The organism is Pseudomonas sp. SDO55104_S430, assembly GCF_054070595.1.
In genome coordinates, this window is the sequence record NZ_JBSVXG010000060.1 from 1 (window position 1) to 22941 (window position 22941).

At 63.0% G+C, this 22941-nt stretch carries 20 protein-coding genes; all 20 read right to left on the bottom strand.

Annotated elements, in window-relative coordinates:
* Positions 1-318: 318 nt before the first annotated feature.
* The 20 genes from ACW9JE_RS13155 to ACW9JE_RS13250 all read right to left on the bottom strand — a co-directional run bounded on the left by ACW9JE_RS13155 (position 319) and on the right by ACW9JE_RS13250 (position 22832).
* Complete coding sequence (locus ACW9JE_RS13155; protein WP_224537612.1) at positions 319-1179, bottom strand: CsgG/HfaB family protein; 861 nt, start codon at positions 1177-1179, stop codon at positions 319-321.
* A 30-nt stretch (positions 1180-1209) separates the two neighbouring features.
* The gene (locus ACW9JE_RS13160; RefSeq protein WP_457432974.1) at positions 1210-1614 is read right to left on the bottom strand and encodes a curli assembly protein CsgF; all 405 of its coding nucleotides are present in this window, start codon (positions 1612-1614) and stop codon (positions 1210-1212) included.
* Between the two features lie 8 nt (positions 1615-1622).
* On the bottom strand, positions 1623-2012 hold the full coding sequence (gene csgE / locus ACW9JE_RS13165) for a curli production assembly/transport protein CsgE (protein ID WP_224537615.1): 390 nt from the start codon (positions 2010-2012) through the stop codon (positions 1623-1625).
* A complete protein-coding gene (locus tag ACW9JE_RS13170; RefSeq protein ID WP_175380307.1) occupies positions 2009-2545 on the bottom strand; it encodes a type II secretion system protein in 537 nt (178 codons plus the stop codon). The genes csgE and ACW9JE_RS13170 overlap by 4 nt, the downstream gene beginning before the upstream one ends.
* The gene (locus tag ACW9JE_RS13175; protein WP_175380306.1) at positions 2520-2894 is read right to left on the bottom strand and encodes a type II secretion system protein; all 375 of its coding nucleotides are present in this window, start codon (positions 2892-2894) and stop codon (positions 2520-2522) included. Before ACW9JE_RS13175 ends, ACW9JE_RS13170 begins: the two co-directional genes overlap by 26 nt.
* A 4-nt stretch (positions 2895-2898) precedes the next feature.
* Positions 2899-3372: a type II secretion system protein gene (locus ACW9JE_RS13180; RefSeq protein WP_224537617.1), complete on the bottom strand. Its 474-nt coding sequence runs from the start codon at positions 3370-3372 to the stop codon at positions 2899-2901.
* Between the two features lie 2 nt (positions 3373-3374).
* A complete protein-coding gene (locus tag ACW9JE_RS13185; RefSeq protein ID WP_457432975.1) occupies positions 3375-5231 on the bottom strand; it encodes a secretin N-terminal domain-containing protein in 1857 nt (618 codons plus the stop codon).
* The gene (locus ACW9JE_RS13190; RefSeq protein ID WP_457432976.1) at positions 5228-5746 is read right to left on the bottom strand and encodes a hypothetical protein; all 519 of its coding nucleotides are present in this window, start codon (positions 5744-5746) and stop codon (positions 5228-5230) included. The genes ACW9JE_RS13185 and ACW9JE_RS13190 overlap by 4 nt, the downstream gene beginning before the upstream one ends.
* The gene (locus tag ACW9JE_RS13195) at positions 5746-6294 is read right to left on the bottom strand and encodes a GspMb/PilO family protein (RefSeq protein ID WP_457432977.1); all 549 of its coding nucleotides are present in this window, start codon (positions 6292-6294) and stop codon (positions 5746-5748) included. Before ACW9JE_RS13195 ends, ACW9JE_RS13190 begins: the two co-directional genes overlap by 1 nt.
* On the bottom strand, positions 6281-6838 hold the full coding sequence (locus tag ACW9JE_RS13200; protein ID WP_457432978.1) for a PilN domain-containing protein: 558 nt from the start codon (positions 6836-6838) through the stop codon (positions 6281-6283). Before ACW9JE_RS13200 ends, ACW9JE_RS13195 begins: the two co-directional genes overlap by 14 nt.
* Before the next feature lies 1 nt (position 6839).
* Entirely contained in the window at positions 6840-7643 is an 804-nt protein-coding gene (locus ACW9JE_RS13205) for a hypothetical protein (RefSeq protein ID WP_224537624.1), read from the bottom strand.
* Positions 7624-9330 (bottom strand): GspE/PulE family protein, encoded by a 1707-nt coding sequence (locus ACW9JE_RS13210; protein WP_224537626.1) that lies wholly within the window; start codon positions 9328-9330, stop codon positions 7624-7626. Before ACW9JE_RS13210 ends, ACW9JE_RS13205 begins: the two co-directional genes overlap by 20 nt.
* Positions 9331-9414: 84 nt before the next feature.
* Entirely contained in the window at positions 9415-9948 is a 534-nt protein-coding gene (locus ACW9JE_RS13215; RefSeq protein ID WP_411961579.1) for a response regulator, read from the bottom strand.
* A gap of 227 nt (positions 9949-10175) precedes the next feature.
* A complete protein-coding gene (locus ACW9JE_RS13220; protein WP_224537630.1) occupies positions 10176-11159 on the bottom strand; it encodes a peptidylprolyl isomerase in 984 nt (327 codons plus the stop codon).
* A 13-nt stretch (positions 11160-11172) separates the two neighbouring features.
* Positions 11173-12723 (bottom strand): cytochrome c/ABC transporter substrate-binding protein, encoded by a 1551-nt coding sequence (locus ACW9JE_RS13225; RefSeq protein WP_457432979.1) that lies wholly within the window; start codon positions 12721-12723, stop codon positions 11173-11175.
* Between the two features lie 9 nt (positions 12724-12732).
* On the bottom strand, positions 12733-13374 hold the full coding sequence (locus tag ACW9JE_RS13230; RefSeq protein WP_224537632.1) for an SCO family protein: 642 nt from the start codon (positions 13372-13374) through the stop codon (positions 12733-12735).
* Positions 13371-14027, bottom strand: coding sequence for an SCO family protein (locus ACW9JE_RS13235; RefSeq protein ID WP_457432980.1), 657 nt, complete (start codon positions 14025-14027; stop codon positions 13371-13373). The genes ACW9JE_RS13230 and ACW9JE_RS13235 overlap by 4 nt, the downstream gene beginning before the upstream one ends.
* Positions 14028-14055: 28 nt before the next feature.
* Positions 14056-16008: a YncE family protein gene (locus tag ACW9JE_RS13240; RefSeq protein ID WP_224537636.1), complete on the bottom strand. Its 1953-nt coding sequence runs from the start codon at positions 16006-16008 to the stop codon at positions 14056-14058.
* 166 nt (positions 16009-16174) lie between these two features.
* Positions 16175-22018 (bottom strand): manganese-oxidizing multicopper oxidase MnxG, encoded by a 5844-nt coding sequence (gene mnxG / locus ACW9JE_RS13245; protein WP_457432981.1) that lies wholly within the window; start codon positions 22016-22018, stop codon positions 16175-16177.
* Positions 22019-22223: 205 nt separating this feature from the next.
* Positions 22224-22832, bottom strand: a complete 609-nt coding sequence (locus ACW9JE_RS13250; RefSeq protein ID WP_224537639.1) for a lytic transglycosylase domain-containing protein — start codon at positions 22830-22832, stop codon at positions 22224-22226.
* Positions 22833-22941: the final 109 nt, after the last annotated feature.

Sequence of the window (22941 nt, forward strand, 5' to 3'; positions counted from 1 at the left end):
CCCCGGATGAATGCCGGAGCGAAGGGATCCCGAGCCTTGGCGAGGGACCGAACGTCGGGGCGAGACCTTTTGGTTCCTTTTGGCTGGGCCGGCATTCCGGGCGTTTGCCAAAAGGGACTCGACCGTCAGGGCGAAACCAGAAGCGGCCGTTACCGCAGCAATGGATATGTACTCAACCTCAAAACCGCCATCGCGAGCAGGCTCGCTCCCACAATTTGACCGGGTATATCAGAGAAATCAGCATCGTCCGTGAGGCCGCCTTCGCGGGCAAGCCTCGCTCCTACAGATTGAAACCGGGTATATCCAGGCCGCCTCGGCTCACTCTTCCTCCGGCACCACCTTGTTCTGAGTCAGATACCGATCCAGCGTCTCATTGGAATCCGTCACCGAATTATCCCCCGCCACCTGCCACAACCGCCGCTCGATCCCCTGCGCCAGCATGTGCCCCACCGCCGCTTCGATCGCCGACAGCACGCACAATTGCGCAGGTTCGTTAGTGGTGTAGCCGACCTCGGCCTCCAGCAACTTCTTGAACTCGATGAACTTGAACACGCCCGCACTGCGGGCAACGGAGTAGATGGTCTTGCTGGTCATCACGTTGGCCAGCACCTGCCCGCTGCGCACATCCACTGCCCGCAGGTTCACGGTGACCTGGTCCACGCGGTACTCGCGGGAGATGTCGATCCCCAGGTAGCGAGCCCCTTCCCCGCCGCTGCGCACGTTGGTGTCGTAGGCGATGATCCCGCCTTCGAGCATCATGTTCGCAGCCTGCAGCGGTGGCAGTTCGGACTGGATGTTCACCGGGGTGTTGGGTTTCTTCTGCGAGGCACGGATGATCTTGCGTTCGGTCAGAAGGTTCTGCAGCCCTTCACGCTCGAGCACCACGAACCAGCCGCTGGCCTGCATGGCGTCCATCAGCATGCTCGCCGCGCCCTGGGTGACGCTGGTGGAGAACGAGCTGGCCGGGGTCGGTTTGTACTGACCGGTCTGGTCGCGGAAACCGTACACCACTGCCATCAGGCGACCCTTTGGCCGAGGCATGTTGATCAAGTCGTAGTAGGTCGAAGCCCTGGGGGTCAGGGTCGGGGTTCTTTCGTCCTGCTCGGCCGGCATCGGCTCGCGCAGACTGCAACCTGTCAATGCCGCCAACATCAGCCCTAGCGCAATTATCTTTTTCATGTCCTTAACTCCCCTCGATCCGAATCCCTATCAATTCAGGCCGTTAACCTTGATTTCGGAAACTTCGCCTGTAGCCCGATCGGTCACTTCAATCGTCAGTGAACCCGAGTCGTCGACGACGTTGACGATGAACGCGTCGGTGGACAGGCTTCCCGTGTTGCCATTGTTGATGTTGTCCAGCAACTGCCCCAGCAACCGCGATTGCAGCTGCGCGCTGAAGCGTTCCAGGGCCGAGGTACCGGTGGCCGCGGTGCGACTCTTCAAGTCGGGGTCGTCGTAGTCGTTCTGCGCCTGGGCGTTATTGAGCAGCCAGGTGCCGTTCAACGGGTTGCCGCCGAACGATGGGTTGACCGGGGTGTAGACCAGCTCGGTGGCCTGGACCAGCGCACTGGCGCCCAGTCCCAGCAGGCACAGACCCGCGCTTTGCAAAATCATTGTTGTTTTCATAATTCGTCCCTCTCAAGGTCCGTGGTGTCCTGCAACAAGGCTTCCAGTTTTTTCTGCACAATCTGTCCGCGTACCCAGTCGGCGGCGTCATAGGCCTCGTCCTTGAGCTCCACGGTGTTCGGCGGCAGAAAGCGCCGATAAATCAGTCTTTGTTGAAACTCCACAGTCACCAGGCTGCCCCAGCGAGCCGATGGCCGTTCGCGTACCACCAGGTTGAAATCCATCGGGCTGGTGGCCCGCAGGCGTTCACTGAACGAGTAGTAAAAATCGTGACCGATGTGCGAGATCGTGTCGTCGATGATGAACCCGAGCATCTCGTCCTCTTCCGCGGCCGAGGCCACGCCGGCGCTCAGCACCAGGATCAGCGCCAGGCAGAAGCGGTTCATGGCTGCAACGCCTGTGGCGCGGTGGACTGACCCTTGACCGGGCCGGTGCCATCGGTGAAGGCTTTCTCGGCCACGAACTGCCAGTCCTTGTAGCTGGCCATGCCGTTGAAATCCGACCACTGCGCGGGAAAGCCCGTCTGCTTGAGCGGCTTGTCGGTGGACGCACTGCTGATGCCGGTGATGCGTCCGTCGAAGCCGCGCATCAAAAACCATTCACCGCCATTGATCGGATCCGGATAGAGCTGGCGCAGATGATGTTTGGCGCTGGGAAAACGCTCGTCCTGCAACAGGTCGGCCAGCTCTTTCGGGTACTGGGCCAGGCCTGGCGAACTGCGGTAGTAGCTGCGCAGCGCCTGGGCGTACTGGGTGCCGACCCAGAGCAACTGGTTTTCCCGGTCGCGGCGCGAGGCGGTGGCCCACAGCTCGCCGGCACTGGCCAGGCCCATGCCCATCACCACAATCAGCATCAGCACGCCCAGGTAGGTGAAACCGCCCTGGGAAGCGGGCTTACCACTCGGAATAAAGGCTGCCATCACGCGCCCTCCCTGTGGCACCGCTCTTGATGTCCGACACGCCGCCAGCGACGCCTTCAGGCGGTGGCACCATGACCCAGGTGTCCTTGCGCTCGGCAATCGGGTCCATCGGCGGGTTGCGCAGGTAGCGCAGTTCCACCAGTTGATCGAGGGAATCGGGGTAACGCCCGGTGTCGCCGTAGTAGTGATCCAGCGCCTCGCGCATGGCCGACAGACTCTGACGCAGCGTGGTCTCCTTGGAGGCCTCCAGGCTGTTGAAGTAGCGTGGCAAGGCAATGGTCATCAGAGTTGCGATGATTGCCATGACCACCATCAGTTCCAACAGGGTAAATCCCTTTTGCCGGCGCATATGCTCACCACTCCCGGTACGCGATGCCGTTGAGGCCTTTGCCACGGGCCTTGGAGTAGACGTCGAAGACGTCCTGGCCATCCCGTGGGTTTTCCGCCGAACTGTCGTAGGAGCGCAGGCCCCAACCACCTTCGTCGTCACGCTTGACCGTCGCCAGCGGGTCGTGGGGAATGCGCCGCAGGAAGTAGAACTTGGCGCCCTTGGCACTGCGCACGTCACGCACGCCCTCGACCAGCACTTTCAGATTTGGCGGATAGCCGCTGCTGTCCAGCGACTTCTCGATGTAGCCCGCATCGAAGGCCCGTTTGTAGGCATCGATGGCATCGCGGATCTGGTACAGCGCAGTGCGCAGATCCTGCTCCTTGCCACGGCGCACCAGGGTCTCGGTCAGCGGCGCTGCCATGCCGGCCAGCAGGCCGATCAGGGCCAGCGTGACGACGACTTCGATCAGGGTGAACCCGCGTTGCGAGGCGTTCATGATCAAGGCTTCCCGACGCTGATTTCGACGTTGGTGTTGGGGTTGACGCTGGTATTGGTGGCAATCGGCCGATCCAGTTGCTGTGGCTGTACCGACGACTGCAGGCTGCGATCCGGCGCCTGGATGTGCATGCTGGTTTCGGTGCCGGTGGTGAATTCCATGTCCGACGGGCTCTGGTACGGCAGATTGCGCACCACCCGTGGAGTGATCGACAGTACCAGCTCGGATTTGCCCACGGTGTCCTTGTTGCTGCCGAACAGGCGGCCAATACCCGGAATGTCGCCCAGCCCCGGAATCTTGTTGCCGGTGGAGCCATGGTCGTTACGCATCAGGCCGGCGAGGATCTGGGTTTCGCCATCGTGCAGACGCAGGGTGGTCTGGGCGTTGCGGGTGTCGACCTGGACCGGAATGGTGCCTTGGCGGGTCGGTTCCAGCGGTGTGGCGTTACTCACTTCCAGCGCAACCTTGATCGCCACTTCGTTGTTCAGGTGTACGGTCGGCTGCACTTCCAGTTTCAGACCGACGTCCAGGTAAGTCACGCTTTCGGTGATCACCGGCCCTTGGGTCGACGGCACCGAAGTGGCGCTGATGATCGGCACGCGCTGACCGATGTGGATGCGGGCCTGTTCACGGTTGCTGACGCGGATCACCGGGCTTGCCAGGGTGTTAATGTCGTTGTCTTGGGCGTTGATCTTGGCCTGCGGCGACGGCGAGATGGTGATCCGGCTGGAGTTGATGCCCTTGAGCTGATCGAGCAGGGTCACTGCCGAACCATCGCTGTTGACCACGCCGAAGGTGTTCGGCCATTGCAGGCCAAGATCAAGGATGCGCTGGGTGGCGACCTCCATCACTTCCACTTCCAGCACCACTTCAGGGTTGGACTGATCCTGCGATTGCAGCAGCTTTTCGGCCATGCGGATGGCATCGCCGGTGTCGCGCATGGTCAGGGTGTTGAGGCGCTCATCGACGAACACGTCACGGGTCTTGAGCATGGTCTTGACCATGTTCAGCGCGGTGTTGGCATCGATGCTGGTCAGGTAGAAAGTGCGCATCACCAGCTCTTGGTAATCCTTGAGCTTCTGCGGCGAATCCGGGTAGATCAGCAGGGTGTTTTCGTTCACCACTTTCTGGTGCAGCTGGTTCTGTTGCAGCAGCAGCGCCACGGCGTCCTCGATGCGCACGTCACGCACGAAGATGGTGGCTTTCATGTCCGGGCGCAGGTCCTTGTCGAAGATGAAGTTCAGACCGGCGACCTGGGACAGCACTTCGAAAATGGTCTTCAGATTGGCATCTCGAAATTCCAGGGTCACCGGTTTATCCAGGCGGGTGCGCAGCTGCGGGTACTGAATCACGTTGCGGCTCTGCACCAGACGGACGTTGCTTTGCAGTTCCAGGGCGCCTTCGTTGTTGGGGTCCAGTTCGAGGATCTGTTTGACCTGACGGTCGGCCCCGTAGATGTCACCGCGACGCAGATCGCCACGGGCCAGTTCGAGTTTTTCGTCGAGGCTGCGCATGTGATCCAGCTGGCGGATGTTGTCCTGGGCCCGACGGTTGTTCGGCTCGATGACCAGCACCCGCCCGTAGGTCAGGCGAGCGGTGGCGAAATCACGCTGGGTGCGAGCCATGTCGCCCTGGGCCAGCAGCGCGGTCACGGCGCGCGCGCGGCCACTGGTCAGCGCCAGGTGAAGTTCGGTGTCCCGTGGGTTTTCGCGCAAACCTTCTTCGATCCGCGCCAGGCCGGCTTCGTACTGACCCGATTCCATCAGGCTGACGCCTTCATCCTTGGCCACCTGGGCCGAGCTGCAGGCAGCCAGACCGGCACACAGGCACATGCTCAAAAACAGACGGGATTTGTTCATTGCGCGCTCCCTACAGACAGAGTCTGGGACAAATGCAGAGGCAGATAGACCAGGCTCAGTTCCATGTCGGAAATCCGCTCGATCTTCCATGTTTCGTCGATTACATCCCCTTTGCGCACGACGTAAATCTTCTCGCCGTTCTGCAAGAACACCTGCAGATCGGTACGGTCATCCATCCGGCCGACGAACTGGAACGGCATCGGTGGTGCAGTCGGGGCCTGCACGACCGGGGCGACGGTGACGGGTTGCTCGGTGACGACGGCCAGGGTCGGCGCCGCTTTCCAGCTGCGGGCGGCGAACAGATCGCCGGCCGGACCCAGGTCCTTGATCGCCGCCGGCGCCGCTGCAGCCTTGGCAGCCGGCGTTTTGCCGTCGGCGCTGGCCTTGGCGGGCGTGGCCACGGCGGCCACTTCCACATCGGCTTCTTCGGCCGGATTGAAGGCATCGGAGAACCAGGTCAGCGCTGCCGCCGCACCCAGGAACGCCACCCAACCCACTACTCGTTTGCTGTTCATCATGACCTCGACAGGTAAAGGGTCATGCGGATCCGTCCGTTAAGGTCGGTGTCGGCGATCTTCTTGCGTTGCAACTCCAGGTCTTCCACCACCACCGCCGGCAACTGGCCGAGCAAGGCGTGCATGAAGCGCCGCAGTTGCGGGTAGCTGCCACGCACCGGCAGCAGAATCTGATAGCGGGCCAGGTGAGTCTTCGGATCGATCCCCAGGGAGTACTCGCCCCGTGCCAGGGTGATGCGTTCCTGAGCGGCCAAGGCGTAGATCTTGTCGATGGCGACGGTGGCCTGAGGCTGCGACGGCAACTTGCTGCGGAAATCATCGAGCTGGCGCTGCGGCACCACCGGAGCGGCCACCGTGCCGTCTTCGACCTTGGCCAGGTACTCGCGGGCTTCGCGGGTCTGCTGGCTGAGGCTTTGCAGCGACTGCCAGTCCGGCAGCAGACCGGCCAGGCCGTACACCAGCGCAACCACCACCAGGGCCATGCCAGCCAGGCCAGGCACGCCCAGACGTTGCAGGTATTCACGGACGATCAATTTAGAGATTTGCATCGCCGATCTCCCAAGTGGCCGACAGATTGAAACGAACCGGTTGCTCCGGCACGTTGGTCACGATTTCGTGGCTCAGCAGCGATACATCGGACAGCTCGTCGGTGGCCTCCAGGCGCTGGTGGAAGTCGAGCATGGCTTCCAGGTCCCGGGCTTCGGCGCTGATCCGCACCTGGCCCTTGCGTGCATCCGGAGTCAGGCTCAGCAGGGCGACGTTTTCCCGAGGCATGGCCTCGAGGGTGGAGAACAGGCGTTCCCAAGGGCGGCGCAGCTGTTGCGAGACCTTGCGCATCTCCGCCAGGTTCTGCGCCTGTTCGCGGGTTTCGGCGGGGCTCAGGCTGACTTTGCCGCCGGTACTGGTGCCGGTGTCGCCACTGAGTACCCGCTGGGTGGTCTGCAGGTGACCTTGCTGTTGTTCGGCCTCCCCGCTCAGGTGCTGTTGAACCACCATGCAGGTCAGCGCCAGTACCACACCGACGGCCAGCAGGCTCCAGCCCAGTGGCGTAGACCGGCTGCGGGGTTGGAAGTCGAGCATCAAGGCGCGCATGTCAGGCCACCGCCCGGGACATGACGTACAGGCAATCGTGTACGCCAGCCCGGTCCTCTTCGAGGGTCCGCAGGTGCACGCCGTGAATCTCGGGGTGCGATTCGATGCGCGCCGGAGCATGCAGGTAAACGTTCAGCGGCCGTTCGCTGGTGGAGGCCAGCAGCTGGCTTTCACGGCCGATCAGCGCGGTCAGCGCGGCATCGCTGTCGTTGCTGCCCACCGAACGCACCGAGGTCCAGCGACCTTCGCGGGCCACCAGCAACACGCTGCGTACGGGTTCTGCGACCACGAACAGGAAGTCGCCGGTTTCGAAGCTCTTGTCGAAGTGGTTGAAGGCGGCCATCAGGTACGGCTGCACCGACTTCAGATGCAGTTTGCGAGCGCTGGCCAGCGCGCGCAGGCGTTCCAGCAAATCCTGTGGCAGCGCCGTGGCAATCCGGTCGTAGCCGGCAGGCTCGGCCGAGAGCACCAGGCTCCAGGGCTGGTTCGCCACGCCGTACAGGTCTTCGAAGCACAGTTGGGCGAAACCCTGCAGTTCGTCGGGGCTGCTGATCTGCTCACTCCAGGGCACCAGGCAGAAGCGGCTGAAGTGACCGGAAACCACCACGGTCAGCTCCGAGCCTGCGCGGGCATGCTCGCCCAGCAGGCGGTCGAGGGTTTCCAGGGCCACGGTCCAGGCGCCGAAGCCTTCGTCGATGTAGCCGACGCTGCCCAGCCACAGGGTTTGACTGCCCTGACGCTGACCCAGGCCGACACCACTGGCGCCGATGACGGCGACAAAACGCTCACGAGATAAAAGTGACACGATTGATCTCCTCGAGAGTGGTCCGGCCTTGTTGCACCAACTCCAGCGCGGATTCGCGCAGCAGGTGCAGTCCATGTTTGCAGGCGTGCGCCTTGATTTTGGTGATCGGCTGGCGCTCGACGATCATCTGCCGCAGTTCGTCGTCCAGGTGCAGCAGCTCGGCGATGGCGCTACGGCCGCGATAACCGGTGCCGCGGCAGTGACCGCAGCCCTTGCCGTGCACGAAGTGGTAGTGGTCGACCTGTTGCGGATCCAGGCCCGAGGCTTCCAGTTCTTCGGCGCTTGGGGTGTAAGGCGCGCTGCACGTGGCGCAGACCAGACGGATCAGACGCTGGGCCAGCACCGCATTGAGCGCCGAGACCAGGCTGTAGGGATCGATTTCCATCTGGGTGAAACGGCCGATCACGTCGAACACGTTGTTCGCGTGGATGGTGGTGAACACCAGGTGCCCGGTGAGGGCCGATTGCACGGCGATCTGTGCGGTGTCCGGGTCGCGGATCTCACCGACCATGATCTTGTCCGGGTCGTGACGCAGGATCGAGCGCAGGCCGCGGGCGAAGGTCAGGCCTTTCTTTTCGTTGACCGGGATTTGCAGCACGCCCGGCAGTTGATATTCCACCGGGTCTTCGATGGTGATGATCTTGTCCACGCCGTGGTTGATCTCGGTGATCATCGCGTACAGGGTGGTGGTCTTGCCGCTACCGGTGGGGCCGGTCACCAGCACCATGCCGTAGGGCTCGGCGGCCAGGCGGCGCAGCTGGCGCAGGGTTTCCTCTTCGAAGCCCAGGGCCTGCAACTGCACGCCGCAGACCTTGTCGGCCAGGTCCTGTTTGTCGAGCACCCGCAGCACTGCGTCTTCGCCGAAAATGCTCGGCATGATCGACACCCGGAAGTCGATCTGCCGACCGTTGATGCCGATCTTGAAGCGACCGTCCTGTGGCACGCGTTTTTCGCCGATGTCCAGTTCGGCCATGACCTTGACCCGGGAGATCACCTGTTCGGCGAACTCGCTGCCCTGGATCTTGGAGATATTGTTGAGCACGCCATCGATGCGGTACTTGATCACCAGGCCGCTGCCGGTGGTGCCCAGATGGATGTCACTGGCGTGCATCTTCAGGGCATCGTACAGGGTCGAGTTGACCAGCTTGACCACTACGCTGGAGTCTTCGCTGATGCTGGTCAGCGACAGGGTCTGCAGGTTGTCGATTTCGATATTGCCGTCCGACTGCGCATTGAGCGATTCCACCGCGTGGAAGCTCTCTTCGTGGCGTGCCAGGTAGGCTTTGAGGTCGTCGGCGTGCACCAGGTGCAGCGGCGCGCCGTGCAGGCAATCGTCGATCCAGGCCAGGCGCGCGGTGTCGAAGGGGTCGGCGAACACACCGATGACCGCATCGTCGTGACGCAGCAGGATGAATTCGCGCTTGAGGCATTGGGCCAGGGTGACCCGGTCGAATACCGGCGTCGCCTGGAACAGGGCGTCGGTGTCGAGCACCGGATAATGCAGGGTGGCGCCCAGACACTGAATGAACGGCATCGGCGCCAGTTCGCTCAGGTCGGCAAGGGCATTGAGGACGCGTTCGCCGGAAGCGGCGGCCAGGATGCGAGCCTGGGCTAATTGTTCACTGGTAAACCGGGTCGGTACGCAGTCCAGCGGCACAGCATCGACGACAAGTGACAGACGGTCCATGGCTTGCTCTCCAACGCCCGGGGCTTTGAGCCCTGTCGGCGCGGCGAGCAATTGCGGCGGGTGCCGGAACGTCTTGTCGCGCCATTACTCCCCGGTGAGCAGTTGTTCGTCGTCTGGCGCTTTGGATACCGTTGAACCTCGTCGGCGATCCGCAAGCACCCAACTTCCGTCGTACAACTGCAGCGGGAAACTTTCGGTCCTGCTCTGGCGTCGTTCGACAAAGCCTTCGGATGGGCTCGCGTTCGCGTTGGGTTCGCGTTTCACCTCAAGAAGATCGCAGACTGCACGGGCCAATTCCGCCAATGGAAAAGGTTTGAACAGGATGTGGCTGACTCCCAGCTCCCGGGCCCTTTCGCAAACCTCTGCGGTGGGGTGCCCCGTAATCAGCACGAAATGGCATTTCCTGTTCTGGCGGACGGCATCGAGCACCTGAAAGCCTTCCATATCGGGCAAACGGTAATCGAACACCATCACATCGGGTGAAAAGCGTTCGGCTTCGCCAATCGCCGTCTCACCGTTGTGAGCTATCCGGACTTCCAGTGCTTGCGCCTGCAGGTAACCTTGCAGGTTTTCCGCCAGCAGCTGTTCGTCTTCAACAACCAGTACTTTTTTGTTCAACAAGGTGGACTCCTTGAAACCGCAGGTCCGAATACCGAACCTGGTAGAGTGCGCGCCTTGATAGGTCTAACGCACACTTCATGCCAGGCTGAGCGCCGGTAATTTTAAGTCTTCATGTCCTTGAATTTACTGACAATGCCTTTTTGTCCACGTCCCCCATTCCCCACAAACGGGGGAAACCGAACGGGTGCGCGTCGAAGCCATTCCCCACTTTTGGGGGCAAGCCTTCATTCGTCGTCGATTCGTTCGATCCGGTTGCCGGCGCGCAATTGCGCCAGAACCTGCAGGCGAGCCTGGACATGTTTCTGTCGGGCAAGGTACGCCCGTACCATGTCAAGTCCTTGCTCTTGTGTGACATCGCTTGCCTCCATTCGGTTCTCTAAATAGATCAAATGCCATCCAACTGGCGTACGCACCGGTTCGCTGATAGCCCCCGGTGCCAGGGCGAAAGCCGCCGCCTCGAACTCGGGCATCATACGTCCACGGGGGAAGTAGCCCAGTTCGCCGCCCTGGCTGGCGGATTCATCTTCGGACGACTCGCGCGCGACAATGGCAAAGTCCGCAGGCTGTCCGATTTTTTTACGGATTGCCTCCAAGCGTAGTCTTGCGGCGGCTTCAGTGGAAGCCTCCGCACCCTGAGGCACCTTGATCAGGATATGCCTGACCTGAATCTGTTCAGGCTGGTTCATCTCGGCACGATGCTCGTCGAAGAACGCCTTGACCTCCTTCTCGTCCGGCTGACCGGCCTTCTGGATCTCAGCCTGGTTGAGTTCGGCGTAAACCTGCTGTGCCGCCAGCTCGCGACGGGTGTAATCGGTGTAGGTTGCCTCATTGAAGCCGGCATCCTCAAGCCTGCGTGCAAACGATTGCGCTCCGCCCATGGCTTGACGGGTCTGGTCGACCTGGCTCTGCACCCTGGCGTCGCTGATCTGCACCCCGCGCTTTTGCGCTTCCTGCCACAGCAGTTCCTTGTCGATCAGCGCATCCAGCGCAGCATTGCGCAGCTTTTTATAGGCCGTGGGGTTACGGATGCTTGCCACCGCCCTGCCCTGATCCTCCAGGTACTCGGCGAAGTAGCGCTCCAGGCGCATCTGGGTGATTTCCTCGCCGTTGACCCGTGCCGCGATCGGTTCATTGCTGCTGAACGCATGGCTGCTGAATGTCATGGGCACCCACAACGACAACATAACCAGCACCGTGTTGAGCTTCATGTTCGACCTCCAGTCAAGGCATGGCGGTAATGGGTTTGTAAGGGGCAACCAGATAGAAACGCTGGTCGGGCAAGTCCACGGTGACCACGTGGGCGCCGCTCAGGCCCAGGCGGCGGCCCGGACCGAAGCTGATCAGCGGGGTCAGGCCGGTGTCGAAGTCATGCAGGCTCTCCAGAGCGCTCACCAGTTTTTCGCGGCTGGCGTCGCGCCCGGCCTGTTTCATGCCTTCGCTGAGCAGCATCATCGAGCTGTACGCGCCGACCTGCAGCACCGCATGTTCGCCGCCCAGGCGTTGACGCTCGCGCAACTGGGTCAGGGCCATGCGCCCGGCCTGGGTCCAGTCGCTGGGCACGAACGGATACGCCAGGAACACCCGCCGGGAAAATCCGCTGGGCACTTGCAGCAAGTCGCCCGCGACCTGATTCGAGGCGGCGAACAGGTAAGGCACCTGCCCCGCCGTCTCCAAGCGTGCGGCCAAGCTGCTGAAGCCTGTGCTGCTGCCCAGGTAGAACACCGAGCGCGAGCCCAGAGGCAGGTCGTCCTGCGCCGATTGATAGGCTTGCAGACGGACTTTCTGCCAGGCGTTGTCTTGCAGGTATTGGGCGAGCTTCTGCGCCGCCTCGCGCTGGCCGGGTTCGTCCGGGTAGGCGATCAGCGTCGGCCCCTGGAGCACCCGCAGGCTGGCGGCGGCGTAATCGGCCAGGGCGATCATCTGTTCGCGCAACCCCGGCAGCGGCTCGAAGATCTGCCGGCTGGCCTGGGCCGCCCCCTGCAGCGACAGCGGTCCGATCAGCGGCACGCCGGCCTGATCCAGGCGTGACGCCAGTTCCGAGTCCAGCGCCGGCACCAGCGGGGCAATCAGGGCGAAGACCTGTTCCTGTTCGATCAGCCGGTTGAGGGCCTGCTCGGCGCTGGCGCGGTCGGGCCCCGGATCGAGAATCGTCAGGCGCAACTGCCGGCCATGAATGCCGCCCGCCTCGTTGATGCGCGCCACGCTGCCACGCAGCACCGCCGCCACCGTGGCGCCCTCCTCGCCCAGCGCGCCGCTGTTCGGCAGTAAGGTGCCCAGGTGCAGGCTGTCGGGGCTCAGGCCCGGATCGCGGTCGTCGGCCAGGCGTTTCAAATACGCCGTGAGGTTGCGCTGATCGTTCATCGACAGCACGAAGCGCGGCATCGCCGGGTCCAGATGGTTGTTGGCCGGGTCGCGCCCTTCCTGCACCGCACGGGCCAGGGTGCCGTCGGTATAGGACGGGTAGCTGCGCCCGTTGATCTGTTGCTGACCGTAAGTGCTGGTCAGCCGCGACCAGCTCAACTCCGGCGGCCGCACCCCGCCTTCCGGACGCCCCTGGCCGTCGGCACCATGGCAGTTGGCGCACGGCAGGCTGGTGGCCGGCAATAGCGTGCCCGCCGCGCCGATCCGCGCCATGATCGGCTCACCGCTGGCCGACACGCCCTCGCGGTACAGGCGTTTGCCGGCGCTTTCATTGGCATTCAATGTCAGCGCCTGGGCAGTCAGGTTCAGACCGCAACAGAGCAGCAGGCCGAGGATCAGGGCGCTTTTCATGACCCGGACTCAGCGACCGGCCACGGGCATTGTCAGCAGCTGCAAGCGCTGGGCAATGGCGGCGGCCGGGGCATCGGGACGGATCTTGCTCCAGCGCTTGTTGGCCACATCGCCGACAATCAGCTGGGTCGAATGTTGCTCTGGAGTCGGCACGATCTGGCCGATTCGGCTCAATACAAGGTCCATTTGCGCCTTGTCGCCAGTTAGAAAAAGCCAGTGGGGCCCATCGACGCCCTGCTTCAAGGTGTAAGCCTTGAGTACCGCCGGTGTATCGCGCAGCGGATCACTGGTAAGGGAGATAAAGGTCACGCCGTCCGCCTTGTCGCCCAGCACTTCACGTACTTCCTTGAGCTTCTGGGTGATCAGCGGGCAGGCATCGTTGCAGCTGGTGAAAATCACGTTGAGCAGCACCACACGGTTCTGCAGGGCATCGCTGTAGAAACGCAGGGTGTTGCCGTTCTGGTCCTGCAGGGGCGTATCGGTGAACCAGGTCTTGGCGTCGCGGGTGCCACCCGCCGGTTGTGCAGCGGGAGCTGACGATGCCGCCACTTCCGAACCAGGCGCCGGTTGCACATGACCCTCGTGGGAAAACGCCATGAAGCTAACGACGCAAAAGCATAAAGTCAGGCAGATCAAGGCGAGGGCTTTCATGGCTGATGCTCCATGGCGATGGCGGTGTGCTTGGCGTGGACGTTGCGTTCGCCGCTGAGTTTCTCGACCTGCTGGCTGAGCACTTTCGGATCGGTGAAACCGTAGTAACGGGTCCAGTGGCGGCTGTTGCCGTCGCCCACCAGAATCAGCGGCTGATGGCTCTTGAAGTCACCGCTGAAACTGCCCAGGCCCTTGAGGGTTTCGTTGACCGACTGCGGGGAACCTGTGAGCCAGCTCCAGCCCGGCCCTTTCTGGAAGGCGCGGGCGTATTCGTTCAAACGCTTGGCGTCGTCGCGCTGCGGGTCGATGCTGATCGACACCAGCTGCACTTCCTGACCGACCCGCGCGCCCAGCTGGGTCTGCACCTTGCCCATGATCGAGGACACCACCGGGCAGACCGTGGTGCAACTGGTGTAGATGAAGCTCATGACCACGATCTTGTTGCTGACCAGGTCCTTTTCCAGGCTCACGTTCTTGCCGTTCTGATCCACCAGGGTCACGTCGGCGAACTTGACCTGGGCGCTCTCCGAGGAAGCGCTCTTGGCCGACATGTCGTGGCCGGCGTGTTCATCCGTCGAATGGGCCATGGCCTGGCCGATGCCGACGGCTAGCAGGCAGAGTGTCAGCAGTCCACTTTGTGCAAATCGGTTCATGTCGATGTCCTCTTCAATGAGCGTGCTTTCAATGCGCGTGCTCCGGCAACACCCGAACGCTGGCAAATGTTTGATCGCCGAAGTTCATGCCCAGGGACGCGGCACGGACGTGCAGGTACCAGGCGCCGTTCTGGTTCAGGGTGACCGGGGCTTCATAGACGCCGTCGCCGACGTCCCGCGCGGTGACCGTTTGTGGCCGTGAACTGGGAGCCAGGAAGTAACGCACCTGCACGTCTGTCACGCCGCTGCGGCTGGTCTTCTGTTTGCCCTGGACGATGCGGAACCGCACGGTGTAAGGGCTGCCCAGATGCGTGGTGGATTTGTCGAGCATGAACTCCACTTTCGGCACGCCGGCGGTTTGCGGGGCGCTGTCGTTGGTCTCCACCACGGTGCTGAAGCAGTGCACGATGCTCGGTTGATTGAGCAGGAAAGCCACGTCGAAACGCCCGGCCGGCGGCAGTTTGATCCGCGAGCTGTACAGCCCTGGTTCGACTTCGCGCAGGCTGCGGTCGATGACCATCGCTGCCCGCGCCACTTGCCCGCGGTTGGGGTAACCGGACATCGGCGCGTTCATGCCTTCGGCGTAGAAGTAGGTGGTGTTGTCCACCGGGTTGACCACGTACACCGAGTTCTCGTCCCGCGACACCGCCAGGCTCGAGGCCAGCGGCAAGTCACCGGCCATGCGCGGCGACTGGGTGCCGGCTTCGAAACCCTGGGTGATCGGCTTGCGGCCTTCGCCCAGCGACGCCAGGTTGATCATGGTCACCTTGGACGATGCCAGCCCGCGAACGTAGGCGTAGTTCTTGGTGAACACCACCTGGTAAGGCTCGGCGGACACGTCAAGGTCATGGATCAGTGCGTCGTTGGCGGCGTCGATCACCGACGCCTGGTTTTCCAGGGTGTTGAGCACGATGCCGAAGCGACCGTCGGCGCTGAAGCCCATCGGGCCCAGGCCCTGCTTGAGCTTGATCACCCGCCGCACCGACTGGCTCGCGGCGTCGACCACCGTCACCGTGCCGTCCCTGCCATCGGCCACGTAGGCGGCACCGGACAGTGGCGAGTAGACCACCGACAGCGGATGTGAGCCGGTCTTGAGCTGTTTGATCAGGGTCAGGCTGGCGATGTCGATGATGCTCAGGGTGCCGTCGTCGCGGTTGGTAACGAAGGCGAAGCGGCTGTCCTTGCTGAAGGCGATTTCGTGGTGGCCGCTGCCGGTTGGCAGGTGCTTGAGGGTCTTGAGGCTCACGCTGTCGATCACAGTCACGCCTGATAGCTCAGCGGTCTTGGCGTTGTTGCCGACCCACAGCAGGCGCTCGTCCGGTTGCAGGGCCACGCGCACCGGGTTACTGCCGGCGGCCACCGAGTCGATCACCTTGAACTGTTCGCTGTCGATCACCGCAACTTCGTCAGCGGTGGGCATCGAGACGAATACCCGCTTGTTGTCCTTGGGAGTGACCCAGTCCATCGGCGGTTGCTTGATGTCGATCCGCGCCATGGTGCTGGTGATGCCGCCCACCGAGACAGACGGATCCACCACCATGACACTGGCATCGCGGTTCATCACCAGCAGGAAATAACTGTTGAGGTCGAGCAGCGGCCGTGCGCCGATGTTCGATCTGAGGAAGGTGCTCACCCGCGACTTGCAGCTCTTGTCGCGGCCCTGGGCCTGATCGGCGGCGGTCACCTCCGGGTCGATCCATGCACCGGGAGCGACGCCCGCCAGCGGCTGACCGGAGGCCTTGTCCGTCACGCGAAATTGCACGTCGGCGAACTCGCCTTCGCGCAGTACCCCGTCCTTGGCCAGCGCCCGCACTTCGAGCGCCACCGACACACCGTCGCGCTCAAGGGTCTGACCTTTCCAGGTGTTGGGCAGCGCGACCTCGCTGAGCAGGGTTGGCGGTGTCGTGCGCGATACGCCGTACCAGATCAGCGCAGCGCCGACGGCGAGTGCACAACTGGCAATTGTGATGGTCCTGTTCATTGCAAAACTCCCGTTCAGATCCTTGCCCACGACCCACCTGTATCTGTAGGAGCGAGGCTTGCCCGCGAATGCTTTATCAGCCACCGCTTGAAACCGAGGTGTCCCCTTCGCGGGCAAGCCTCGCTCCTACGGGGCTGGTGTGATTCCACCACCCCGTCCCCCCACCCTACGGCGCTGGCGCCGGTTCAGGCTCGTTGGTCACCCGCAGCAGCCCCCACAGCCCTGCGGTATTACCGAAGGACGCGTTGTCGCGGTACAGGTAGTCCCCCGCTATCGCATTGCTGCCCCCGGCGCTCGGGTGCATGAAACTGAAGTGCGCCGCCGGCAACACGCTTTCCCTGGCGCCGATGTACATCGACATCGGGTTGTAGCCGAACTTCACCGAACCGATACCCGGTGTCCCCATCGGGTAACCACCCAAATCGCTCTTCTCCGACACGAACGGGTTGACCGACCAGACGTGACCGTCAAGCTGGAAGGTCGAACCGCGACTGCCACCGGACGGCATCAGGATGTGTGTACGGAACGGCTGGCCCGGTTTGACGTAGAACACCGGCGTTTGCGGATCGCCCCCTACCAGCGCGTTGCTGTAGGCCTGGTGCGCGTTCGGTACGTTGCCGTAGGTGCCAGAGCTGCCGGCGTGGCCGAACGGTGCATCCGGGGCCAGGCCGAAGCGGAACCACATCGGTTCGACCTTGTAGTTGATGGCCATGCTGGCGTTGTCCTTCGGATCGTTCGGTACGCCGTTGCCTTCCGAGGCAATGCCTTCCACCGGCCGCCCGTTGGCCCAACGGGTGTTCAGGGCGCGCTGCCAGACCATCGCGAAATCACGATAGGCGGTCTGGCCCGGTGCGGTCACCGTGGCCGAGGCGCGCTTGGCATCCTCGACCCAGGTGGAGCCGATCGGCAGCACACTCATCGCACCGCCCAGGCCTTTTTGCGGTTGCTTGATGACATCCGCCGGGGTGAAGTTCAGCCCGCCGAACTCCACCGCCGTGGCGTTGATGTTGTCGACGTTGCGACCCAATTGGGTGATCGGCTTGCCTTCACGCTCCAGGTGCCCGGCGTAGTACTGATAGGTACGGGTCGGGTACGCGCCGGTGCTGCCCGCCCGCGGTGGCACGGTCTGGATCGGGTTGGCGCCGACGTTGACGCCATCGGACTTGGTGATGTCATAGGACAGCAGTTGCGCGTGCAGGCCCACATGGCTCGATGGCCGCAGCAGGTTGTTGTTGAAGGTGGTCGAGCCCATCCCGTCGTTGCGGTCACGCTTGGCCAGGCCTTGCAGGATCGCGGTTTGCGCCAGGTCCGGCATGACGCTTGGCAGACGGTTTTCCAGGGTGATGTTGATGCAGTCACCGGCCGCCGCGCGCAGGATCAGCGGCTCGACAGGCACACCGGGCTTGAGCTTGCCGGTGGTCGGATCGAGATCGCCCTTGCGCACATACAGGACCGCGGTCGGGTCATGCAGCGGCCCGCTTTGTCCACCGATGGTGAAGGTCTCGCCATCTTCCGGATCGGTCACTGTGACCTGTGGAATGTTCACCGTGCGCGAGTTCAGCACCAGGGTGCCGCCTGCCGGTTTCAACGGCCCGCCGACATGCTGGCCGATACCTTGCGGATCACCGATGGTCAGACCCAGCGGATTGCTCAGGATGTCGTTGGCCAGCGCCGCCACCACTTCGTAGTTGCGTTGCACGGTCGGACGAGTCCCGATGCCGTTGGGGTTGGCGCCAATGCGTGGGCAAATGCCGTCGAACGCCACGGTGTTGCGCATACCGGTCGGTTTCGGGTTGTTCGGCAATGCGAACAGGTCGCTGCGTTGTGCGGTGTAGTTACGCATCACGCCCCAGATGCCGTTCCAGTAACCCTCGATGGACGCGTCCATGGTGTACAGATAGTCACCGGTGGTCGCCGCCGCGCTGGAGATCATCGACACCGGCGCATTGAAGCCCATCTGTTCGGAGATACCGACCATCTGCGACGCGCGCCAGCCGGAGTTGGAGCTGCTGCCGAAACCGGAACCGCTCTGCAGCCATTTCACGCCGTGCAGGGTGACGTTGTGCTCCTCTTCGTGGCCGCCGGCATGCACCCGCAGCCGCACATTGTCGCCGGTGTAGGTACGCAGCATAGGGGTGAACGGGTCACCCGCTTCGGCGCCGCCCTTGTTGATGTGTGGCGGGAACAGCGTGGTGCCGCCGGTTGGCCCGGTGGCCGAGGTGATCAGGTTCGGCGCCAGGTTCATCGCCGGGATCGCACGGTCGGTACGGCTTTGCATGGCGTACGCCAGGTCGCCGCCCAGGCCGTCGGCCTGCATGCCGCGCTTGCCGTCCGGGCCGACCTTGTTCGGGTCGAACACCCGCAGGGCCAGCGGTTCGTTGCGATAGTTGACGACGAACATGCCCGGGTCATCCACCGAGATTGCCTGCGGGCAAGGTCGGCTCGGGCAGCCCGGCATCACACCGCCGCGCAACTCCACCACCGATTCGAGCAACTGACTGGTGTTGTCGCGCACCGGCGGGTTGATCGCGTAGCGGAAGCTGTCGGCCGTGGCCGGGAAGGCTTGCGCGTTCGGCACGCCATCGGGACCTGCGCCCACATACACGCCGGCTTCATAGGCGTGCTGGAAGTCGCTGTACTCGAGGAAGAACTCACGGAAGCTGTCGTTCTTGCCGTCGCCATCGAGGTCGCCGGTGGAAATCACCGCCTGCCATGAAGTCGGCCCGCCGTCCTGGCGCGCACCGCTGTACAGCGGCTCGCCGGTTTCGGCGTGGAACCAGGTGGAACCGGCAGGTTCAGCCAGCACGGTGGCGTACAGACCAATCTGCTGGTGAGTCGATGGGCCGAGATGGTCGTGGGTGAAGATGGTGCCCAGGCCACGGTCAACGCCATAGGTATTGATCACAGGGTCGACGAACCAGCGCTGCATGGCCGTCCGCGCCCCCACCCAGTCGGCCCGGCCGTACTGGCCGAAGAACGGGTGATTCTTGGCTTTCGGACAGGCTGGAGTGCCGTCGCGCGGGTCGGTGCCTTCGCACTGGTTGTACTCGCGAATGGCGTGGATGCGTTCCTGCACGGCACCTGGGGAGAGCACGCCGTCTTCATAGTTCCAGCCGTTGGACGAACCATCCGCCGCAGTCAGGTCCCATTTCGGCAGGTGAATGTGCTGGCCGATCACGTCGGTCGGGGTGCGCACCTGATAGTCGTCCATCTCATAGACGGCCGGCACCAGGTTGGTTTGCTGGTATTGCACGCAGTCGAAGGTGTTCATGCGCATCACCAGCGGCTCTGGCGGACGCTGCTTGGTGATCACCGGCCAGGCGTCTTCCCACAGCGCCAGGATACGTGCCTGCGGGAAGTGGTAGCCGACCTTGTTGTACACCGCGTCGAACTGGATGTTTGCCGCCTTGTAGATCCGCGGACGGTCGGCGGTGAAGGTCGAGGCACCGACGAACGACATGCCGTCCATGCGCTCGCCGCTGGCGAATTCGCCGGTACCCGCGCTGCTGGTCAGGCGTTTTTGCCGGTCGTCCATGCAGGGTTCGTAGTACGGCGCGCCGGCAATTGGCAGAGCACCGTTGGTGCGGAAGTTGCGCGCCACGATCTGACTGCCGGGCAGCACGGCGTAGCTGGGGTGTTCCTTTTTGGCGTGGAAAGCCATGGCGGCCTGTTCGACCTCTGTGCCTTCTTCCGGCAGATAGATCGGTTTGGCACGGGTGACTGTCTTGGAGAAATCCAGCGAAGTGGTGATGGTCTCTGCCTCGCCACCTTCTGATAAACCGCCCAGGGCATGGCGCGGCAAGCCGCCGTCCCAGCCACCGGACTGATTCGGATCGAGGTTGGCCCACAGCGCCTTGCCAGTGGCTTTCAGCGCTTGCGCGGTGGCAGCGTCGAGCATGTCCAGCGGAGGCGTCGGAGGGCGCTGGCCCACAGAGCTCTCCATGCCACCGATCCAGAATGGATAGCCAGGGTTTTTCAGGGTGCCGTCGGCGTTGCGGTTGGCTTCGCTGCGATCGATCAGCGCGAGCGAGCCGATGGCTTGAGAGCCGCCGCCATGGTGTTCGCCGTCATCGTCATCTTCCTCGTCATCATCGTCGTCGTTGGCGGCCACCAGGGTCTCGCCGAGTTTCGGAATGACCGCAACTTTGCCCGGCATCGGCGCCATGGCTTTGCCGGGCAGCGGCACGACGGCCGGAATCGGCGTGCCGGCCACGATCTCGCCATCGGGCAAGGCTCGTGCACCTGCCGCCGGTTTGCCGTTGCGCAGCGCAAAAGGTTCAGTGTGGAAGCCATCGGCACCTTGTTGCGAGACCTCCAGTTTGGTGCCTTCTTCGAACACGTCGTGTACCCGCCACATGGCCCACATGCCTTGGGCGAAGTGCGGATAGAAGTGGCAGTGGTAGATCGCATCGCCCGCTACCCGGTTGCGGTTGCCCGAACCGCCGTTGGCGATTTCATAGGTGTAGCCGGCACCCGGACCGATGCCCTGGGCGTCGACGTAATCGGAGTTGTCGTCATTGGGGTTGAACAGCCACTGATGGCCGTGCAAGTGGAAGATATGGTGTTCGTAGCCGTTGTGCGTATTGCGGAATTTGACGAAGTCGCCGATGTAGCTATGGGCAACGTTCGAAGGCTCCGACGGGTACAGTGCCGCGGTGGCCTTCACGCCAACCTGATCGGCGCGGGGAGTCTGGCCCGGAGTGATGCCTTCAAGGCCGGCGTTGGCCGGAACGTCCACCAGCATCGCCACGTCGCCAACGGTGTGGGCGCTGAGGAAGAACTCTTCGTAGGCGCAGGACAGGCAGTCGTGCATCGGGCCGACGCCCAGCCGGTTGGCGACCACTTCGGCACCCATGCCACCGGAACCGTAGTTGATCATGAAGGAGTCACGCGTCGGCTCCAGCACGTGGGCCATGACCGGGTCGGCCCAGTAAGCGGGGAACGCCTGGGTCACCGCGGTTTCATCCTGGAATTGCGCGGAGAAATCGCGGAACGGCTCAAGCCGGTTGGGAATCGCCGGGTTGCGCTTGCCGACGCTTTCCAGCGGATAGGTCGCGGCGGGGAAACTGCCATCGGCGTTGCTGCCCATGACAATCGCATCGGCTTCGCTGGAGACGATTTCATTGCCGTCGACCATGTTGATGATCGGCTTGCCGGCTTTGCCTTCGCGAATCCAGGGCTCGCGCTGCGGGTAGCGTGCCTGGTAGTCGACGATCGGATGACCGGCCGGAGTACGACCGGTGCTGGCCAGGCGCATCTCTTCTTCGGTGATGGTGTTGCGGTAGCTGCGGCCGTTTTTGGGCATGACCGCCACCTGGCCGAACAGGCCGTTGGCATTGTTGCCGGCGGCACCCTCGCTGCCGAAAGTGGCACCACGGCTGCTGACCGTGAACGCGCCTTCGCGTTCGGCGAACAGGGTGTAGGAACGACTGGCGCCGGGGGCGATCAGGGTGTTGGCGTTGCGCCCGGTGAACGAGGAGATGTCATCGATGCTGTTGACCGCCTGCATGCCGTTGACCTGAAAGCCGACATGGCGGTCGGCGACCTGCTCGTCGACCTTGAACTGATCGGTGTTGCCGGCTTCGATTTCGCCGCCTTCTTCTTCCTCTCCTTCCTCTTCCTCCTCACCGCCATCGTGGGAGCCGGGGTTGGCCTGGTACGCCAGCAGGTTCTGCAGGTTGACGGTCAGGCAGTCACCGGCAGCGACCCGCAGCACCAGCGGGCGCGGACGCTTGTCGGCGCGCAACGAAACCTTGCCCGGTACAGCCGCACCACCCTGCTCCAGGGACACCTGATTTACATCGACCACATCCCGGCGCAGGGCGTACATCATGCCGTTGACGTTCTGTGCCCCCAGGCGGTTGAACATCAGTGGCTGGTCCAGCGCCACGACGTTGGCCACCAGGTTGCGTTCACACCGCGCTGCGGCTTCCGCGACCTCGATACCGAGTACAGAGGCAGCTAATACAAGCCACGGAAGGAGGTTTGGGACATGGTGTATTCCGATCATGATCACGAGCCTCGAAGTGGGTGCTCACAGGGAATAATTCTCGACAAATCCCCTTGAGCAATCCGCATGCCATAAAAAATTCATTGGTTTTTCATGGGGTTGTGATTGGCACTTAATTCAGCGGGGGAAATTCCCCACTTTTTCCCCACTTTTTCGCCGGGGTTCCCATTCCCCAATGTTGGGGAACCCCGCCCCGGTTGTTCAGCTACAACGGTGCGTCCGCCGACAGGCCCTGCAGGCGCCGATACTGCTTCAGGACGCTGGGCACATAACGCTGGGTTTCGGCGAACGGCGGGATCACCCCGCCACGGCTGAGCACGGCCTGGGGACCTGCGTTGTAGGCGGCCACGGCGAGGGCCATGTCGTTGTCGAACAGGGTCATCAAACGCTTGAGATAACGGGCGCCGCCCTGGATGTTGGCGTTGGGGTCGTAGACGTCGGTCACCCCCAGTTCCCGGGCGGTGTCGGGCATCAGCTGCATCAGGCCACCGGCACCCTTGGGCGACACCGCGCTGGGGTTGTAACCGGACTCGTTCTGGATCACCGCATGCAGCAGCGCGGCGGGCAGTTGATTGGCTTCGGCGGCCTTGGAAACCAGTTCGGCGTAAGGCCTGGCGGCAATCATCTGGGGCTGCTGATCGAGACTGACCACCGCCGCCTCAGGCTCGCGAATGACCTTCTCGTAGTGACGGCCCGGGCGGTGGACATTCGACAGAACGAAGTTGCCTTTGGCGTCGACCGAGACGAACACATCGGCCTGTGCGACGCCGCCCAGCAAGGTCAGGCCGAGCAATCCCGCGGTGAGAGTTTTCATTGTTCTACCTCCCCTGCCCGGCCTGAAAAATTGGGGGATATGCCCCAGTGACCGGTCGTTTATCAGCCATGAGCAAGCACTGTGCCGAAAGCGCAGAAGGCCGTAGGAC

What these genes read in the sequence shown, in the direction of transcription:
- ACW9JE_RS13175 (WP_175380306.1), bottom strand. Translation starts at nt 2,894, where the DNA reads ATGCGCCGGCAAAAGGGATTTACCCTGTTGGAACTGATGGTGGTCATG.
- ACW9JE_RS13160 (WP_457432974.1), bottom strand. Translation starts at nt 1,614, where the DNA reads ATGATTTTGCAAAGCGCGGGTCTGTGCCTGCTGGGACTGGGCGCCAGT.
- ACW9JE_RS13155 (WP_224537612.1), bottom strand. Translation starts at nt 1,179, where the DNA reads ATGAAAAAGATAATTGCGCTAGGGCTGATGTTGGCGGCATTGACAGGT.
- ACW9JE_RS13235 (WP_457432980.1), bottom strand. Translation starts at nt 14,027, where the DNA reads ATGAACCGATTTGCACAAAGTGGACTGCTGACACTCTGCCTGCTAGCC.
- ACW9JE_RS13185 (WP_457432975.1), bottom strand. Translation starts at nt 5,231, where the DNA reads ATGAACAAATCCCGTCTGTTTTTGAGCATGTGCCTGTGTGCCGGTCTG.
- ACW9JE_RS13190 (WP_457432976.1), bottom strand. Translation starts at nt 5,746, where the DNA reads ATGAACAGCAAACGAGTAGTGGGTTGGGTGGCGTTCCTGGGTGCGGCG.
- ACW9JE_RS13225 (WP_457432979.1), bottom strand. Translation starts at nt 12,723, where the DNA reads ATGAAAAGCGCCCTGATCCTCGGCCTGCTGCTCTGTTGCGGTCTGAAC.
- ACW9JE_RS13170 (WP_175380307.1), bottom strand. Translation starts at nt 2,545, where the DNA reads ATGGCAGCCTTTATTCCGAGTGGTAAGCCCGCTTCCCAGGGCGGTTTC.
- ACW9JE_RS13180 (WP_224537617.1), bottom strand. Translation starts at nt 3,372, where the DNA reads ATGAACGCCTCGCAACGCGGGTTCACCCTGATCGAAGTCGTCGTCACG.
- csgE (WP_224537615.1), bottom strand. Translation starts at nt 2,012, where the DNA reads ATGAACCGCTTCTGCCTGGCGCTGATCCTGGTGCTGAGCGCCGGCGTG.
- ACW9JE_RS13240 (WP_224537636.1), bottom strand. Translation starts at nt 16,008, where the DNA reads ATGAACAGGACCATCACAATTGCCAGTTGTGCACTCGCCGTCGGCGCT.
- mnxG (WP_457432981.1), bottom strand. Translation starts at nt 22,018, where the DNA reads ATGATCGGAATACACCATGTCCCAAACCTCCTTCCGTGGCTTGTATTA.
- ACW9JE_RS13200 (WP_457432978.1), bottom strand. Translation starts at nt 6,838, where the DNA reads ATGCGCGCCTTGATGCTCGACTTCCAACCCCGCAGCCGGTCTACGCCA.
- ACW9JE_RS13210 (WP_224537626.1), bottom strand. Translation starts at nt 9,330, where the DNA reads ATGGACCGTCTGTCACTTGTCGTCGATGCTGTGCCGCTGGACTGCGTA.
- ACW9JE_RS13230 (WP_224537632.1), bottom strand. Translation starts at nt 13,374, where the DNA reads ATGAAAGCCCTCGCCTTGATCTGCCTGACTTTATGCTTTTGCGTCGTT.
- ACW9JE_RS13195 (WP_457432977.1), bottom strand. Translation starts at nt 6,294, where the DNA reads ATGCAAATCTCTAAATTGATCGTCCGTGAATACCTGCAACGTCTGGGC.
- ACW9JE_RS13220 (WP_224537630.1), bottom strand. Translation starts at nt 11,159, where the DNA reads ATGAAGCTCAACACGGTGCTGGTTATGTTGTCGTTGTGGGTGCCCATG.
- ACW9JE_RS13250 (WP_224537639.1), bottom strand. Translation starts at nt 22,832, where the DNA reads ATGAAAACTCTCACCGCGGGATTGCTCGGCCTGACCTTGCTGGGCGGC.